The 17,572-nt window shown below is 70.2% G+C and carries 14 protein-coding genes; 12 read left to right on the top strand and 2 right to left on the bottom strand.

The annotated features are described in order from the left end of the window. The first annotated feature begins 81 nt into the window (after positions 1-81). Positions 82-354 carry a hypothetical protein gene (locus AC3ET3_RS33060; protein ID WP_432139922.1) on the top strand — a complete coding sequence of 91 codons (273 nt, stop codon included), beginning with the start codon at positions 82-84 and terminating at the stop codon, positions 352-354. 120 nt (positions 355-474) lie between these two features. Here the strand turns inward: AC3ET3_RS33060 and AC3ET3_RS33055 are convergent, their stop codons facing one another. Then, positions 475-1,425 (bottom strand): hypothetical protein, encoded by a 951-nt coding sequence (locus AC3ET3_RS33055; RefSeq protein WP_435613454.1) that lies wholly within the window; start codon positions 1,423-1,425, stop codon positions 475-477. A gap of 135 nt (positions 1,426-1,560) precedes the next feature. Here AC3ET3_RS33055 and AC3ET3_RS33050 point away from each other — a divergent pair, with 135 nt between their 5' ends. From AC3ET3_RS33050 to AC3ET3_RS33000, 11 genes are all read left to right on the top strand, one after another. Continuing rightward, positions 1,561-4,185: a valine--tRNA ligase gene (locus AC3ET3_RS33050; RefSeq protein WP_432158607.1), complete on the top strand. Its 2,625-nt coding sequence runs from the start codon at positions 1,561-1,563 to the stop codon at positions 4,183-4,185. Between the two features lie 79 nt (positions 4,186-4,264). Further along, complete coding sequence (gene folC / locus AC3ET3_RS33045; RefSeq protein ID WP_435613453.1) at positions 4,265-5,788, top strand: bifunctional tetrahydrofolate synthase/dihydrofolate synthase; 1,524 nt, start codon at positions 4,265-4,267, stop codon at positions 5,786-5,788. A 12-nt stretch (positions 5,789-5,800) separates the two neighbouring features. Next, complete coding sequence (locus tag AC3ET3_RS33040; RefSeq protein WP_432140009.1) at positions 5,801-6,163, top strand: DUF4233 domain-containing protein; 363 nt, start codon at positions 5,801-5,803, stop codon at positions 6,161-6,163. Between the two features lie 66 nt (positions 6,164-6,229). Beyond that, complete coding sequence (gene ndk / locus AC3ET3_RS33035) at positions 6,230-6,643, top strand: nucleoside-diphosphate kinase (protein WP_432140010.1); 414 nt, start codon at positions 6,230-6,232, stop codon at positions 6,641-6,643. A 272-nt stretch (positions 6,644-6,915) separates the two neighbouring features. Next, positions 6,916-7,935, top strand: a complete 1,020-nt coding sequence (locus tag AC3ET3_RS33030; RefSeq protein WP_030779466.1) for a rod shape-determining protein — start codon at positions 6,916-6,918, stop codon at positions 7,933-7,935. 157 nt (positions 7,936-8,092) lie between these two features. After that, a complete protein-coding gene (mreC, locus tag AC3ET3_RS33025; RefSeq protein WP_432140011.1) occupies positions 8,093-9,037 on the top strand; it encodes a rod shape-determining protein MreC in 945 nt (314 codons plus the stop codon). Between the two features lie 13 nt (positions 9,038-9,050). Then, complete coding sequence (mreD, locus tag AC3ET3_RS33020) at positions 9,051-9,722, top strand: rod shape-determining protein MreD (protein WP_432140012.1); 672 nt, start codon at positions 9,051-9,053, stop codon at positions 9,720-9,722. Positions 9,723-9,910: 188 nt separating this feature from the next. Further along, a complete protein-coding gene (gene mrdA / locus AC3ET3_RS33015; RefSeq protein ID WP_435613452.1) occupies positions 9,911-12,205 on the top strand; it encodes a penicillin-binding protein 2 in 2,295 nt (764 codons plus the stop codon). Continuing rightward, entirely contained in the window at positions 12,202-13,401 is a 1,200-nt protein-coding gene (rodA, locus tag AC3ET3_RS33010) for a rod shape-determining protein RodA (protein ID WP_432140014.1), read from the top strand. The genes mrdA and rodA overlap by 4 nt, the downstream gene beginning before the upstream one ends. Positions 13,402-13,494: 93 nt before the next feature. After that, positions 13,495-15,060 carry a CYTH and CHAD domain-containing protein gene (locus AC3ET3_RS33005; RefSeq protein ID WP_432158608.1) on the top strand — a complete coding sequence of 522 codons (1,566 nt, stop codon included), beginning with the start codon at positions 13,495-13,497 and terminating at the stop codon, positions 15,058-15,060. Positions 15,061-15,130: 70 nt separating this feature from the next. Beyond that, positions 15,131-17,080 carry a TIGR03960 family B12-binding radical SAM protein gene (locus AC3ET3_RS33000; protein ID WP_432140016.1) on the top strand — a complete coding sequence of 650 codons (1,950 nt, stop codon included), beginning with the start codon at positions 15,131-15,133 and terminating at the stop codon, positions 17,078-17,080. A gap of 86 nt (positions 17,081-17,166) precedes the next feature. Here AC3ET3_RS33000 and AC3ET3_RS32995 read toward each other — a convergent pair. Next, positions 17,167-17,572: FG-GAP repeat domain-containing protein (locus tag AC3ET3_RS32995; protein ID WP_435613451.1), on the bottom strand; the 406-nt coding region annotated here is incomplete at its 5' end.

The raw sequence follows: 17,572 nt of genomic DNA, 5'->3' as shown, positions 1-17,572 counted from the left end.
GACGGCCTCGTGATCTCATGCTTCCGACCGCACCGTCCGCTTGTTCGAGCGGCCGGTACTCGAAAACGGGAGGACATGAACATGGCGCCCAGGCTGAAGCGGGCATTAGTGGCAGCGAGCGTGGTGGCGGCGGCGGGTGTCCTGCCGATGGTCTCGGCAGCACCCGCGAGCGCCGCCCCGAGCACCTGTGTGAACTACATAGCGAGCAAGGGCTATTTGGTCGGCCCCAAGGTGCGCGCGGCCTGTCAGAACACGCGTGTCCTCGGCAAGAGCCCCAACCCCTATTGCCTCGTTGGGCTCTCGAAGATCGGCGTCAAGTGGGATGACGCCGTCGCGGCCTGCAATCGGGCCTGACCCGGCAGGGACAGGCCGAGGCGGGGAGGAGGCGGCCGGACATCCCTGTCGGGCCGCCTCCCGATCACCTGAGGGGCTCGGCCGGTCGCCCCAGCTCGCATCCGGTGGCCTGCGGTGGTGTCACGCCTTGACCCGGACCTCGTCGCGGACCTTCGCGGTGATGTCGGCCGCAGTGGCCGGATCGGACTTCTTCTCGGCCGCCATCTCCGCGATGTCCATCGGCATCACCATGCCGAGTGTGCTGTAGTCGCCCCAGACACAGTAGGACAGGCTCATCGACGTGGGACCCTCGCCGGAACCGTCCTTGGGCTCCATCTTCGCCTCCTGGCACTTCAGGACGGCACCTTCGGCGTTGTCGTACGACTTCGGCTCACCGACCATGGTGACCTTCACGTCGTCGTCGTCCTCGTTGGCGGACTCCTTCATCTTGGCCAGAAGCGCGTCGACCACCTTCTCCGGGTCCGCTATCTCACCGGACACACCGCCGAAGTGGAGCTGCTTCTGCGCCATCGGGTTGTTCTCGTTCCCGGCGAGATAGGAGGCGCTGACATCGCTGGGGTTCTTCACTCCCCACTTCTCGGCGTCCTTGATGTCGTCTTCCGACATGGGGCCGCCGTCGCCGTCCTCGGCCTGCTTCTTGTAGTCGGTGAGCACCGTGTCCGGCGTCGTCAGCTTGTGGGGGCCGTCGTCCGCGAGGCCCGAGCCGCCGCTCCCGCCGAGCAGCAGGGTCGCGCCGACCGCGATGGCGGCGACGACCGCGACCGCGCTGATGATGATCGCGGCCTTCTTCTTGCCGCCGCCGCCGGGCGCCGGCGGGTGCGGCACCGTCGGGTAGGGCACCTGGCCGTACGGCGGCTGGCCCGGGGGAGGAGTACCCGGCTGGCCGTACGGCTGCTGGGGGGCGCCCTGCTGCGGGTAGCCGTAACCGGGCTGCGGGGCCTGCGGCTGCTGGGGGTAGCCGTAGCCGGGCTGGGGTGCCTGCGGCTGCTGCTGGCCGTAGGGGCCCGGCTGGCCGTACGGCCCGGGCTGCTGGGGCTGCCCGCCGTACGGGCCCGGCTGGTTCTGACTCATTACTGGGTCCCCTCCAGATGCTTATGTGTTCCTGACATCCTGACCCAGCGGCTCGCAGGCCACGGCGGCGGGGGGCCTACCGTTACAGAACAAACGGGTTTCGGGACGGGCTCGTGACACCCCTAAACTGAGCCCGTGACCGAGAACGCTCAGCAGCAGCCACCAGCGCCCACCACCGACCTGCCGACCCAGTACGCGCCGGCCGACGTAGAGGGGCCGCTGTACGAGCGCTGGGTGGAGCGGGGCTACTTCGAGGCGGACGCCAAGAGCGACAAGCCGGCGTACACCGTCGTCATTCCGCCGCCGAACGTCACGGGCAGCCTGCACCTCGGGCACGCCTTCGAGCACACCCTCATCGACGCCCTCACCCGCCGCAAGCGGATGCAGGGTCACGAGACGCTGTGGCAGCCCGGCATGGACCACGCCGGCATCGCCACGCAGAACGTCGTCGAGCGCGAACTCGGCAAGGAGGGCAAGTCCCGGCACGACCTCGGCCGCGAGGCGTTCGTCGAGCGGGTCTGGCAGTGGAAGGGCGAGTCCGGCGGGCAGATCAGCGGCCAGATGCGCCGCCTCGGCGACGGCGTCGCCTGGTCCCGCGAGCGCTTCACCATGGACGAGGGCCTCTCGCAGGCCGTCCAGACCATCTTCAAGCGGCTCTACGACGACGAACTCATCTACCGCGCCGAGCGCATCATCAACTGGTGCCCGCGCTGCCTGACCGCGATCTCGGACATCGAGGTCGAGTACCAGGACGACGACGGCGAACTCGTCTCGATGAAGTACGGCGACGGCGACGACACCATCGTCGTCGCCACGACCCGAGCCGAGACCATGCTCGGCGACACCGCCGTCGCGGTCCACCCGGACGACGAGCGCTACAAGCACCTGGTCGGCAAGCTCATCAAGCTGCCGCTGACCGACCGTTCCATCCCGGTCGTCGCCGACACCCACGTCGACCCCGAGTTCGGCACCGGTGCCGTCAAGGTCACCCCGGCGCACGACCCGAACGACTTCGAGATCGGCCGGCGCCACGACCTGCCCTCGCTCACCGTCATGGACGAGCACGCGGTCATCACCGCCCACGGCCCCTTCCAGGGCCTGGACCGCCTGGAGGCCCGCTCCGCCATCGTCGCCGCCCTGCGCGCCGAGGGCCGGATCGTCGCCGAGAAGCGGCCCTACGTCCACTCGGTGGGTCACTGCTCGCGCTGCAAGACGACCATCGAGCCGCGCCTGTCCATGCAGTGGTGGGTCAAGGTCGGCCCGCTGGCCAAGGCCGCCGGTGACGCCGTCCGCGACGGCCGCGTCAAGATCCACCCGCAGGAGATGGAGAAGCGGTACTTCGACTGGGTCGACAACCTCCACGACTGGTGCATCTCGCGCCAGCTGTGGTGGGGCCACCGCATCCCCGTCTGGTACGGCCCGAACGGCGAGGTCGTCTGCGTCGGCCCCGACGAGGAACCGCCCACCGGCGAGGGCTGGCACCAGGACACCGACGTCCTCGACACCTGGTTCTCCTCCGGCCTGTGGCCGTTCTCCACGCTCGGCTGGCCCGAACGGACCGAGTCGCTCGCGAAGTTCTACCCGAACTCCGTCCTGGTCACCGGCTACGACATCCTCTTCTTCTGGGTCGCCCGGATGATGATGTTCGGCCTCTACGCGATGGACGGCACCCCGCCCTTCCACACCATCGCCCTGCACGGCATGGTCCGCGACCAGTTCGGCAAGAAGATGTCGAAGTCCTTCGGCAACGCGGTCAACCCGCTGGACTGGATGGACAAGTACGGCTCGGACGCCCTGCGGTTCACCCTCGCCCGGGGCGCCAACCCCGGCGTCGACGTCCCGATCGGCGAGGACTGGGTCCAGGGCTCGCGCAACTTCGCCAACAAGATCTGGAACGCGACCCGCTTCGCGCTGATGAACGGCGCGACGGTCGAGGGCCCGCTGCCGGACGCCGCCCGGATGTCGGCGACGGACCGCTGGATCCTGTCCCGGCTGAACTCCGTCGTCGCCGAAGTCGACGCCCACTACGACGACTTCCAGTTCGCCAAGCTGTCCGACGCCCTGTTCCACTTCGCGTGGGACGAGGTCTTCGACTGGTACGTCGAGCTGTCCAAGACCGTCTTCCAGGCGGGCGGCGAGCCGGCGGAGGTCTCCAAGCGGGTCCTCGGCGAGGTCCTCGACGTCACCCTCAAACTGCTGCACCCGGTGGTTCCCTTCGTCACCGAGACCCTGTGGACCACGCTGACCGGCGGCGAGTCGATCGTCATCGCCGACTGGCCCGCCGACAGCGGCTTCCGGGACGAGGCCGCCGAGCGGGAGATCGAGACCCTGCAGTCCGTCATCACCGAGGTCCGCCGCTTCCGCGCCGACCAGGGCCTGCAGCCCGGCCAGCGGGTCCCGGCGCGGCTCTCCCTGGACGGCACGGCGCTGGCACCGCACGAGGCGGCCATCCGGCAGCTGCTCCGCCTCCAGCCGGAGGGCGAGTCCTTCACGGCCACGGCGACCCTGCCGGTCGCGGGCGCCGAGGTCGCCCTCGACCTGTCCGGCACGATCGACGTGGCGGCCGAGCGCAAGCGCCTGGCCAAGGACCTGGCGGCGGCCGAGAAGGAGAAGGCCCAGGCCCACGCCAAGCTCGGCAACGAGGCGTTCCTCGGCAAGGCCCCGGACCACGTGGTCGACAAGATCCGCACCCGCCTGGCCAAGGCGGAGGAGGACATCACCCGCATCCAGGCCCAGCTGGAGAAGCTGCCGCAGCAGTGACCGTCCGGCGACGGCCCCGGGGGACACCGCCCCGGGGCCGTCGCCGACGTCTGTCAGCAGGCCTCCGTAGACTGGCCCCGTGAGCGACATCCCCGGCACCGGCGACCAGAGCGACCAGCCCGACCCCCTCGACAGCTTCGAGGAGATCATCGCGGCGGAGACCGACCGCGACCCCGACCTCGCGGTCATCGAGGCCGGCAGCCGCACCCTGCGCACCCAGGGCGGCCCGCCGAGCCCCGACATCCCCGCGCGCCCGCAGGACCCCGAGGTCGACAAGGCCCTGCGCGAGGTCGAGGCGGAACTCGCGACCCGCTGGGGCGAGACCAAGCTGGAGCCGTCGGTCGGCAGGATCGCCGCGCTGATGGACGTCCTCGGCGAGCCGCAGCGCTCGTACCCCTCGATCCACATCACCGGCACCAACGGCAAGACCTCCACCGCCCGCATGATCGAGGCCCTCCTCGGAGCCTTCGAGCTGCGCACCGGCCGGTACACCTCCCCGCACGTGCAGTCGGTCACCGAACGCATCAGCCTGGACGGCGCCCCGATCTCCGCCGAGCGCTTCGTCGAGACGTACCAGGACATCAAGCCGTACATCGAGATGGTCGACGACCGGCAGGAGTACCGGCTGTCCTTCTTCGAGGTGCTCACCGGCATGGCGTACGCCGCCTTCGCCGACGCGCCGGTCGACGTGGCCGTCGTCGAGGTCGGCATGGGCGGCACGTGGGACGCGACCAACGTCATCGACGCCGATGTCGCGGTGGTCACCCCCATCGACCTCGACCACACCGACCGGCTCGGCGAGACGCCCGCCGAGATCGCCGGGGAGAAGTCGGGGATCGTCAAGCCGGACGCGACGGTCATCCTGGCCCAGCAGCCCGTCGACGCCGCCCAGGTGCTGCTGAAGAAGGCCGTCGAGGTGGACGCCACGGTCGCCCGGGAGGGCCTGGAGTTCGGTGTCGTCGCCCGGCAGGTCGCCGTCGGCGGCCAGCTGCTCACCCTGCGCGGGCTCGGCGGCGAGTACACCGAGGTCTACCTGCCGCTGCACGGCGCCCACCAGGCGCACAACGCGGCCGTCGCCCTGGCCGCCGTGGAGGCCTTCTTCGGCGTCGGGGCGCAGCGCGCCGACCCGCTGGACATCGAGACCGTGCGCAAGGCGTTCGCGTCGGCCTCCTCCCCGGGCCGGCTGGAGGTGGTACGGCGCTCCCCGACCGTGGTGCTGGACGCCGCACACAATCCGGCGGGCGCCCGGGTGACCGCCGAGGCGATCGGTGAGGCGTTCGACTTCAGCCGGCTGATCGGCGTGGTCGGCGCGAGCGGCGACAAGAACGTGCGAGGGCTGCTGGAGGCCTTCGAACCGGTGTTCGCGGAGGTCGTGGTCACCCAGAACTCCAGCCATCGCGCGATGGACGCCGACGAGCTGGCCGCGATCGCCGTCGAGGTGTTCGGCGAGGAGCGGGTGCAGGTCGAGCCGCGGCTGCCGGACGCGCTGGAAGCGGCGATCACGCTCGCCGAGGAGGAGGGCGAGTTCGCCGGCGGCGGCGTGCTCGTCACCGGTTCCGTCATCACGGTCGGCGAGGCCCGGCTGCTGCTGGGGAAGGGCTGAGGTCGAAGAAGCATGCGTACGCTCTGTTCCTCGACGCTGATCGGCGAGTTCTTCGTCATCGGGTTCGCCGGGCTGGTCGCGATGAAGGACGACGGCCTGTCCACGGGCACGGTGTGGACGGTGTGCGGGATCGCGATGTTCCTGTCCGTGGCGCTGTGCGGGATCGTCACCCGGCCCGGCGGCGTGGCCCTGGGCTGGGCCCTGCAGCTCGCCCTCGTCGCCTCGGGCGTCTTCGTGCCGATGATGTTCGTCCTGGGCGTGGTCTTCGCTGCCCTGTGGTGGGCGTCCGTCCACTACGGTCGCAAGATCGACGAGGCAAAGGCGAGATTCGCCGCAGAAGCGGACACCACCGCCTCTACACCTGACGCTGCGTAACAGGGGCCCCGACACGCCCTGTAACCTCGTCCCACCGCACACCTGGCAGGAAGAAGGAGTCCTCCCGTGACCCAGCGCACGCTTGTCCTCTTGAAGCCGGACGCTGTCCGTCGCTCACTGGTCGGCGAGATCATCAGCCGCATCGAGCGCAAGGCCGACTGGAGGATCATCGCGCTGGAGTTGCGCACCCTGGACCGCGCGATCCTGGAGCAGCACTACGCCGAGCACGTCGGCCGTCCGTTCTACGAGCCGCTGGTCGAGTTCATGTCGTCCGGCCCGGTGGTCGCGATGATCGTCGAGGGGGAGCGGGTGATCGAGGGGGTCCGGCAGCTGGCCGGGCCCACCGACCCCATCGCCGCCGCGCCCGGCTCCATCCGGGGCGACTTCGGTGTGATCGTGCGGGAGAACCTGATCCACGCCTCGGACTCGGAGGAGTCCGCCGAGCGCGAGGTGAAGATCTTCTTCCCCGGCCGGGCGTAACCCCCGCGCCATCGGGAAGGTGCCGGTCCGGGGACGCCTCTCCCCGGACCTTCTCCGCACCCGGGGGGCGATCGAGGGAACGTGTCCCCCCGAACGCACGTCTCCGGAAGCGAAGCCACACATCATCTGCTGACAATGGCGAAGACCCTCACGCGGTGTTCGCGAAGGCGCGTCTACGATGGAAGCCTTCACGTCACAGCACCCACCCCGCCTACCTGAAAAGCCCTCAAAAGCTCCGTGGGAAGGCCAGACGAATCCTGATGGGGAACTCAATGTCGTTCATCGGCCGTGACATGGCTGTCGACCTCGGGACCGCCAACACGCTGGTGTACGTCAGGGGTCGCGGGATCGTACTCAACGAGCCGTCCGTCGTCGCGATCAACACCAACACCGGTGGCATCCTCGCGGTCGGCGCGGAAGCGAAGAAGATGATCGGGCGCACCCCCGGCAACATCGTCGCCGTGCGGCCGCTGAAGGACGGTGTGATCGCCGACTTCGAGATCACCGAGCGCATGCTCCGCTACTTCATCCTGAAGATCCACAAGCGGCGCTACCTCGCCCGGCCCCGAGTCGTCGTGTGCGTGCCCTCCGGGATCACCGGGGTCGAGCGCCGCGCCGTCATCGAGGCGTCGACCCAGGCCGGCGCCCGCCAGGTGCACATCATCGAGGAGCCCATGGCCGCGGCCATCGGCTCCGGCCTGCCGGTCCACGAGGCCACGGGCAACATGGTGGTGGACATCGGCGGCGGCACCACGGAGGTCGCGGTCATCTCGCTCGGCGGCATCGTCACCGCGCAGTCCATCCGCGTCGCGGGCGACGAGCTGGACAACGCGATCATCCAGCACATCAAGAAGGAGTACTCCCTTCTGCTGGGTGAGCGGACGGCCGAACAGATCAAGATCACGATCGGTTCGGCGTACGACCTCGACTCCGACGAGCACACCGAAATCCGTGGCCGGGACCTGGTGTCGGGGCTGCCCAAGACGGTCGTCATCTCCGCAGCGGAGGTACGCAAGGCGATCGAGGAGCCCGTCAACGCCATCGTCGACGCCGTGAAGACCACCCTCGACAAGTGCCCGCCGGAGCTGTCCGGCGACATCATGGACCGCGGAATCGTTCTGACCGGCGGCGGAGCCCTGCTGCGCGGTCTGGACGAGCGGCTGCGGCGCGAGACCGGAATGCCGATCCACATCGCCGAGGACCCGCTGGACAGCGTGGCGCTCGGCTCCGGCAAGTGCGTCGAGGAGTTCGAGGCGCTCCAGCAGGTGCTGGACGCGGCCCCGCGCAGATGACGTGACGCAACGATTCCGCCGTACGAGACGATCTCCTCTCGTACGGCGGATCGTTGGTATTGAGGCATAAGCTCCACACACCGCATCGAATGCGAATCCCGGGGGACGTTCCCTGCGGATTTCCCGATTCCTACGAGGAAGGGCACGGCCGCCGCACGTGAGGGACACACGAGAGAGCCGGCTGCTGTTGGTGCTGCTGGTCGCCGTCGCGCTCGCGCTGATCACGGTGGACATCCGCGGCGGGGAGGACTCACCGGTCGACGGTGCCCGGCAGGCCGCGGCCACCGTCTTCGGGCCCATCGAGGAGGGGGTGTCCTCCGCGGTCGACCCGGTCGGCAACGCTGTATCGGCGGTCCGTGACTCCGGCGAACGCCATGACCGGCTCGCCGAGCTGGAGAAGGAGAACGCCGCCCTGAAGGCGAAGCTGGGCAGCGACGACCGCAACCGCAGCCGGCTGGCCCAGCTGGAGAAGATGCTGAAGACGGCCGGCGCGGGACAGTACGGCATCAAGGGGGCCCAGGTCATCGCCATCGGCGCGGCGCAGGGCTTCTCCTGGACCATCACCATCGACGCGGGCGCCAACGACGGCATCCAGCGCGACATGACCGTCCTCAACGGCGACGGCCTCGTCGGACGGGTCACCACCGTCGGCCCGGACACCGCGACGGTGCTGCTGGCCAGCGACCCCGACTTCACCGTCGGCACCCGTATGGAGGCCAGCGACGAGCTGGGCTTCGCCTCCGGCCAGGGCGACCGGCCGCTGCGGGTGGAACTCCTCAACGGCAAGGCCGAGGTGAAGAAGGGCGACCGGCTGGTCACCTTCGGCTCCCAGGCCGACAAGCCGTTCGTGCCCGGCGTGCCGGTCGGCGTGGTCTCCCGGGTCGACCCGTCCGGCGGCGACCTCACCCGCACCCTCTACGTCACGCCGTACGTCAGCTTCACCAAGCTCGACATCGTCGGCGTGGTCGTCCAGGCCCCGAAGAAGGACCCGCGCGACACCGTGCTCCCCGCCAAGCCCAAGCCGGTACCCACGCCCACGGTGACCGTCACGGTCACCCCGGGCGCGTCCCAGCCCGACGGCCAGCAGCAAGAGCAGCAGTAGGAGCTGACTTTCCATGCGTGTCAACCGGATCCTGCTCTCCACGACGCTGGTCGTGGTCGCCCTGGTCGTCCAGGTGAGCGTCCTCGCCCGGCTGCACCTGCCCGGCGCGGTCCCCGACCTGCTGCTGCTGACCGTCCTCGGCCTCGCCATGGTCTACGGCCATGTCGGCGGCGCCCTGGTCGGCTTCGGCGCCGGGCTGCTGGCCGACCTGGCCCCGCCCGCGGACCACGCGGCCGGCCGCTACGCGCTGGTGCTGTGCGTCATCGGTTACCTGGCCGGGCTCGTCAAGCCGGAGAACGGCCAGCTGAAGTCCGCCACCGGCCCGATGGCCGTGGTCGTCGGTGCCGCCCTCGGCTCCACCCTGCTGTACGCGGGGGTCGGCGCCCTCGTCGGCGACACCGCCGCCCGCCATGTGGGCCTCGGCGGGCTGCTGTTCAGCGCCGCCCTGTACGACCTGCTGCTCGCGCCGTTCGTGGTGCCCGGGGTGATGGCCCTGGCTCGCCGCGCCGAGAACGACCCGCTGGCCGACACCAACTCGGCGGCCAAGTCCCCCGACATCTCCACGGGCTGGCTCGCCTCGGGGACGGGGCTGAGGATCGGCGGGCAGCGGGGCGGCCTGAGGATGAAGACGGTGCGTGCGCGCACCGCTCGGGCGGGCCGTATCAAGGGGGTCAAGCGGCTGTGAGCAGGGGAAGGCGCGAAGCGCTGAGCAGGAAGCCGGCGGCGGTGAGCAGGGGCCGGTTCACCCGGACGGAGGACGCGAAGGGGGAACGTGGCCGGAGCGGCCCGTCGTTCCCCTGTCGTACGCAGGCGCCAGGTGCCGCACACTCGTTCACTTCGTCGGCCGCGCACTGAGAGGGGGAGGCAGCCGCAGTGACCAACATTCCCGAGACCGGACGGTCCCAACGGGTCCAGATCCGCCTCGTCGTCATCCAGATCCTCGTCCTCTCCCTCCTCGGCACGCTCGGCGGCCGGCTGTGGTACCTGCAGATCCGGGAGGGCGACGAGTACGCCAAGGAGGCCTCCGGCAACCACGTCCAGCAGGTCGTGCAGCCGGCCGTGCGCGGTTCGATCCTGGACGCCCGCGGCGTGCCCCTCGCCGACAACGAGACCCGGCTCGTGGTCTCCGCCTCCCGCACCGACCTGCTGAAGCAGAAGGACGACGGCAAGGCGGTCCTGACCAAGCTGGCCGGGGTCCTCGGGATGGACCCGGCCGAGGTCATGCTGAAGGTCCGGCTGTGCGACCGGGAGACCCCCCAGCCCTGCTGGAACGGCTCGCCCTACCAGCCGATCCCCATCACCGACGAGGCCACCCCCAAGCAGGCGCTGCAGATCCGCGAGCGCGCCGAGGACTTCCCCGGCATCACCGCCGAACCGCAGGCGGTGCGGCGCTACGCGGCGCCGGGCAAGGCCAACACCGCCCAGGTGCTCGGCTACCTCTCCCCGGTCACCGACGAGGAGATCCAGCAGGCCCAGGACACCGACTCGCCGTACCTGCGCTCCGACCAGGTCGGCCGCTCCGGCCTGGAGCGGCAGTACGACAAGGAGCTGCGCGGCAAGGCGGGCGTGACCCGCTACGAGGTCGACAACCTCGGCAGGGTCATCGGCCAGGCCGAGGCCACCCCCGCCGAGCCCGGCTCCAACCTCGTCACCAGCATCGACGCCCGGGTGCAGCGCGTCGCCGAGTTCGAGCTGAACGACGCGATGAAGGAGGCCCGCAAGGTCTTCGACCACAACACGGGCGAGAACTACAAGGCGGACGCCGGTGCCGTGGTCGTGATGGAGGCGAGGACCGGACGCATCGTCGCCATGGCGTCCAACCCGTCCTACGACCCGAACGCGTGGGTCGGCGGCATCTCCGCCAAGGACTACAAGAAGCTCACCGGCAAGGACTCCAACTACCCGCTGCTGAACCGGGCCATCCAGGGCCAGGCCGCCCCCGGCTCGATCTTCAAGGTGATCTCCACCTCCGCGGCCGTCGCGGCCGGCTACGACTTCGACGGCAGCTACGACTGCTCCAGTGCCTACTCGGTCGGCGGCCAGGTCTTCAAGAACTACGAGTCGCGCAACTACGGCCCGATGGACCTGGGGCGGGCCCTGGAGGTCTCCTGCGACACCGTCTTCTACCGCCTGGCGCACGACCAGTGGCGGAAGGACGGCGGGATCAACCCGAAGAACCCGGACGACTACTTCTTCAAGACCGCCCACCGGTTCGGCCTGGGCGCGGAGACCGGCATCGACCTGCCCAACGAGGTCACCGGACGGGTCCCCGACCGGCAGTGGAAGCAGAACTACTGGAAGGCCAACAAGGACGCCTGGTGCAAGCAGGGCAAGAAGGGCGGCACCTACGTCGAGCAGATCGCGTACGAGAACTGCCTCGAGGGCAACAAGATGCGCGCCGGTGACGAGATCAACTACTCCATCGGCCAGGGCGACACCCTCGTCACCCCCATCCAGATGGCCACCATCTACGCGGCCATCGCCAACGGCGGCACGCTGTACGACCCGACGATCGGCAAGGCCGTCGTCAGCCCCGACGGCAGGACGGTCACCGAGATCGCGCCCAAGGCCCACGGCAAGCTGCCGATAAGCCGGGACACGCTGACCAAGATGGACAAGGCGCTCGCCGGAGCCGCCACCCGGGGCACCGCCGCCTGGCGGTTCGCCCAGGTCGGCTGGCCCCAGGAGAAGATCCCGATGCACGCCAAGACCGGCACCGCGGAGGTCTACGGCAAGCAGACCACGTCCTGGTTCGCCACGTACACCAAGGACTACACGATCGTCATGACGATCTCCCAGGGCGGTACAGGATCCGGCGCCTCCGGTCCGGCCGTGCGCAACATCTACGACGCGCTGTACGGCGTCACCGACGAGGGCTCGATCGACAAGAGCAAGGCGCTGCTGCCCACCCCGCAGAAGAGCCTGCCGAAGGTCAGGACGGACGGCACCATCACCTCGCCGAAGATCGGCAAGGACCCGGCGAAGGAAGCGCGGATCTACCAGGAGGGCGGCTCGGACCAGCCCGACGGGACGCAGGAGGGCGCGACCACGGGACAGAACACCGGCGGCAACCGTGACACCCGGCGCCGCCGCCGGACGGCGGGGTGCGCGGGGACACGCACGGGGCGCGGCCGACGGACGCGAGGGACCCGGAGGGCGCGCACATGACCGGTGCCAACAGCTTCTCCGTCTCGGGGTACGGGCCCGAGCGGGCCGGCTGGACGCGGATCTTCGCCCGTGACTCGATGGCCCGGCGGCTGGACTGGCCGATACTGCTGTCGGCGCTCGCCCTGTCCCTGCTGGGCTCGCTGCTGGTGTTCTCGGCCACCCGCAACCGCACCGAGATCAACCAGGGCGACCCGTACTACTTCCTCGTCCGGCACCTGATGAACACCGGTCTCGGCCTCGCGCTGATGGTCGGCACCGTCTGGCTCGGCCACCGCACCCTGCGCAACGCGGTACCGGTCCTGTACGGGCTGTCCGTCCTCGGAATCCTGCTGGTGCTCACCCCGCTCGGCTCCACGGTCAACGGCGCCCACTCCTGGATCGTCCTGGGCGGCGGCTTCTCCCTGCAGCCCTCCGAGTTCGTGAAGATCACGATCATCCTGGGCATGGCGATGCTGCTGGCGGCGCGGGTCGACGCGGGCGACAAGACGTATCCCGACCACCGGACCGTGCTACAGGCCCTGGGGCTGGCCGCGGTCCCCATGCTCATCGTCATGCTGATGCCCGACCTGGGCTCCGTCATGGTGATGGTGATCATCGTGCTCGGGGTGCTGCTCGCCTCCGGCGCCTCCAACCGCTGGGTCTTCGGGCTGCTCGGGGCCGGCGCGACCGGCGCCGTCGCGGTCTGGCAGCTCGGTGTCCTGGACGACTACCAGATCGCCCGCTTCGCCGCCTTCGCCAACCCGGAGCTGGACCCGGCGGGCGTCGGCTACAACACCAACCAGGCGCGCATCGCCATCGGCTCGGGCGGCCTGACCGGCTCGGGGCTGTTCCACGGTTCGCAGACCACCGGCCAGTTCGTGCCGGAGCAGCAGACCGACTTCGTCTTCACGGTCGCAGGGGAGGAACTGGGCTTCGTCGGCGCCGGACTGATCATCCTGCTGCTCGGAGTGGTCCTGTGGCGTGCCTGCCGGATCGCGAGGGAGACGACCGAGCTGTACGGCACGGTGGTGGCCGCGGGGATCGTCGCCTGGTTCGCCTTCCAGTCCTTCGAGAACATCGGCATGACACTCGGCATCATGCCGGTCACCGGTCTGCCGCTGCCGTTCGTGTCGTACGGCGGATCGTCGATGTTCTCGGTATGGGTGGCGGTGGGTCTCCTCCAGTCGATCAGAGTGCAGCGGCCGATGTCGGCCTGACCCGGCTGCCGCACGCCCCTCACTTCAGGCCGACCGCGGCTTCGGCCCCGGTCGGCCCTGCCCTCCGGGCCGGGCCGCTACTACAGTCGGGTCATGGCGGAGACGAAACGCGAGGTCGAGCGCAAGTACGAATCCGACGACAGTGGTCTTCCCGACCTGACCGGCGTCGCCGGCGTCGCGGACGTCCTCGACAAGGGCGTCGCCGAACTCGACGCCACCTACTACGACACCCCCGACGAGCGGCTCGCCGCGGCCTCCATCACCCTGCGCCGCCGCACCGGCGGCTCGGACGCGGGCTGGCACCTGAAGTTCCCCGTCGCACCGGGCGTGCGCGACGAGATCCGCGCACCGCTGTCCGACACCCTGCCGCCCGGCCTCGCCGGCCTGCTGCGCTCCCGGGTGCGGGACGCCGGACTGGTACCGGTGATCCGGCTGCGCTCGGCGCGCGACATCCGCGAACTGGTCGACCGGCGGGGACGACTGCTCGCCGAGGTCAGCGTGGACGCCGTCCACGCCGAACGGCTCGGCGGCACCGGCGGCCGCGCCCAGTGGACCGAGATCGAGGTCGAACTCGCCGACGACGGTGACCCGGCGTTCCTCGACAAGGTCGAGAAGCGGCTGCGCAGAGCGGGCGTACGGCCGTCCACGTCCGCGTCGAAGCTGGCACGGGCGCTGACCGAGACCCGCCCGGGGCGCACCGGGAAGAAGAAACGGGACACGGCGCGGCAGCCCGCCCCGGCCGACGGGGCGGGCAGGAAACGGGGCACGGGCAAGGCGCCCGCCGGACCCGTCACCGCCGGCGACCACCTCCTCGTCTATCTGCGTGCCCAGCGGGACGCGCTGGTCGAACTGGACCCCGCCGTGCGCCGCGACCTCCCCGACTCCGTGCACCGGATGCGCGTCGCCACGCGCCGGCTGCGCAGCGCGTTCCGCAGCTACGCCCGGATCCTCGACCGGGCCGCCACCGACCCGATCGGGGAGGAACTGAAGTGGCTGGCCGGCGAGCTGGGCGTGGACCGCGACCAGGAGGTGCTGACCGACCGTCTCACCGCCGCCCTCGACGACCTTCCCCGGCCCCTGGTGACCGGCCCCGTCCCGGCCCGGCTGCACGCCTGGGCCCAGGCCCGCCGCGACGACTCCCGGAGCCCGCTGATCGCCGTACTGGACGGCAGCCGGTACCTGCGGCTGCTCGACGACCTCGACGCCCTGCTCGCCGACCCGCCCCTGCGGAAGGCCGCCGCCGGCGATCCGGACCGGGTGATCCGCAAGGCCGTGCGCAAGGACTACCGGGCGCTGTCCGAGCTGGTCGAGGAGGCTCTCGCACGGCCCCCCGGCCACGACCGGGACCTGGCCCTGCACGAGGCCCGCAAGCGGGCCAAGCGCACCCGGTACGCCGCCGAGGCCGCCGAGCCCGCCCTCGGTGACCCGGCCACCGCCCTGGTGAAAGCCGCCAAGGCCCTGCAGACCCTGCTCGGCGACCATCAGGACAGCGTGATGGCCCGCGAGGCCCTGCGCGAGATCGCCGGACAGGCGCACGCGGCGGGGGAGAGCAGCTTCACGTACGGGGTGCTGTACGGCCGTGAGGAGCGGCGGGCGGCGCAGGACGAGGCCGAGCTGCCGACGTTGTGGAAGAGGGCCGGAGCGGGGGCGGCGCTCTGAGCGTGCGGGCCGGGGCTCCGGCCGCGTTACGCTTGGTGGTCACCCCTGTCAGCTCACGAAGGTTCGCGACATGCCTGCCGATGCCGCCGAGTCTGTGTTCCCGCAGCTCGAAGCTCTGCTTCCCCATGTGCAGAAGCCGATCCAGTACGTCGGCGGAGAGCTCAACTCCACGGTCAAACCCTGGGACGCCTGCGACGTCCGCTGGGCGTTGATGTACCCGGACGCCTACGAGGTCGGGCTGCCCAACCAGGGCGTCATGATCCTCTACGAGGTGCTCAACGAACAGGAGGGCGTCCTCGCCGAGCGCACGTACAGCGTGTGGCCGGACCTGGAGGCGCTGATGCGCGAGCACGGCGTGCCGCAGTTCACGGTCGACAGCCACCGGCCGGTGGGCGCGTTCGACGTGTTCGGCCTCAGCTTCTCCACCGAGCTGGGCTACACGAACATGCTCACGGCGCTGGACCTCGCCGGCATCCCGCTGGAGTCGAAGGACCGGGGCCTGGACGACCCGATCGTGCTGGCCGGCGGTCACGCGGCGTTCAACCCCGAGCCGATCGCCGACTTCATCGACGCGGCCGTCATCGGCGACGGCGAGCAGGCCGTCCTCGACATGACGAAGATCATCCGTGAGTGGAAGGCCGAGGGCCGCCCCGGCGGCCGCGAGGAGGTGCTGCTGCGCCTGGCCAGGACCGGCGCGGTGTACATCCCCGCCTTCTACGACGTGGAGTACCTGCCGGACGGCCGGATCGCCCGGGTCGTGCCGAACCGGTCGGGCGTCCCGTGGCGGGTGTCCAAGCACACCGTCATGGATCTGGACGAGTGGCCGTACCCCAAGCAGCCCCTGGTGCCCCTCGCCGAGACGGTCCACGAGCGGATGTCGGTGGAGATCTTCCGCGGCTGCACCCGAGGCTGCCGCTTCTGCCAGGCCGGCATGATCACCCGCCCGGTGCGCGAGCGGTCGATCACCGGCATCGGCGACATGGTGGAGAAGGGCCTGAAGGCGACCGGCTTCGAGGAGGTCGGCCTGCTGTCCCTCTCGTCCGCGGACCACTCCGAGATCGGTGACGTCGCCAAGGGTCTCGCCGACCGCTACGAGGACGACAAGATCGGTCTCTCGCTGCCCTCCACCCGCGTCGACGCCTTCAACATCGACCTGGCCAACGAGCTGACCCGCAACGGCCGCCGCTCGGGCCTCACCTTCGCCCCGGAGGGCGGCTCGGAGCGCATCCGCAAGGTCATCAACAAGATGGTCTCGGAAGAGGACCTGATCAGGACGGTCGCGACGGCCTACGGCAACGGCTGGCGCCAGGTGAAGCTGTACTTCATGTGCGGCCTGCCCACCGAGACCGACGAGGACGTCCTCCAGATCGCCGACATGGCGACCCGCGTCATCCAGAAGGGCCGCGAGGTCTCCCGGTCCAACGACATCCGCTGCACCGTCTCCATCGGCGGCTTCGTCCCCAAGCCGCACACCCCCTTCCAGTGGGCGCCGCAGCTGTCCGCCGAGGAGACCGACGCGCGCCTCGAGAAGCTCCGCGACAAGATCCGCGGGGACAAGAAGTACGGACGCTCGATCGGCTTCCGCTACCACGACGGCAAGCCCGGCATCGTCGAGGGCCTGCTCTCGCGCGGCGACCGCCGGATCGGCGCGGTCATCCGCGCGGTGTACGAGGACGGCGGCCGCTTCGACGGCTGGCGCGAGCACTTCTCGTACGACCGCTGGATGAGCTGCGCGGACAAGGCGCTGGCCCCGTACGGCGTCGACGTCGACTGGTACACCACCCGCGAGCGCGGCTACGAGGAGGTCCTGCCCTGGGACCACCTCGACTCCGGGCTGGACAAGGACTGGCTCTGGGAGGACTGGCAGGACGCCCTCGACGAGACCGAGGTCGAGGACTGCCGCTGGACCCCGTGCTTCGATTGCGGTGTGTGTCCGGCGATGGACACCCACATCCAGGTCGGCCCCACCGGCAAGAAGCTCCTCCCCCTGACGGTGAAGAAGCCGGCCGCGACCGGCTGAGCCGGGGCAAGGCCGGGGGACGGCGGACGGGCACGGGGAACGCCCGGCTGGTGAGGACCAGCCGGGCGTTCTTCTGTCGGGGTGCTTCAGTCGGCGATGTCGTTGCTGTCCCAGATCCGGGCCGGGTCGGTGAACGCGGTGCCGTCGCTGGTGAAGCTCCACAGACCGGTGCGGTAGCTTCCGTCCGTCTGCCGGCCGTAGTCGTAGAAGACGCCCAGGTCCGTCCTGTGGTCGGCGTTGAAGTCACCGGTCACGGGCTCGGAGCGGTCCCAGGTCCACGAGCCGGTGGAGGTCCAGACCTTGGCGGGGGCGCCGAAGCCGGTGCCGTTGCTGGTGAAGGTCCACAGGCCGGTGGTGTTGACGCCGTTGACCTGGCCGTAGTTGTAGAGGACGGCTATGTCGGTCTTGCCGTCGGCGTTGAAGTCGCCGGTGACGGGCTTGGAGTGTTCCCAGGTCCAGGAGCCGGTGGAGGTCCAGACCTTGACGGGGTTG

Source organism: Streptomyces sp. bgisy159 (assembly GCF_057707805.1).
Note: the sequence above shows the minus strand (reverse complement) of the source record. Positions and strands in the feature narration are given on the sequence as shown.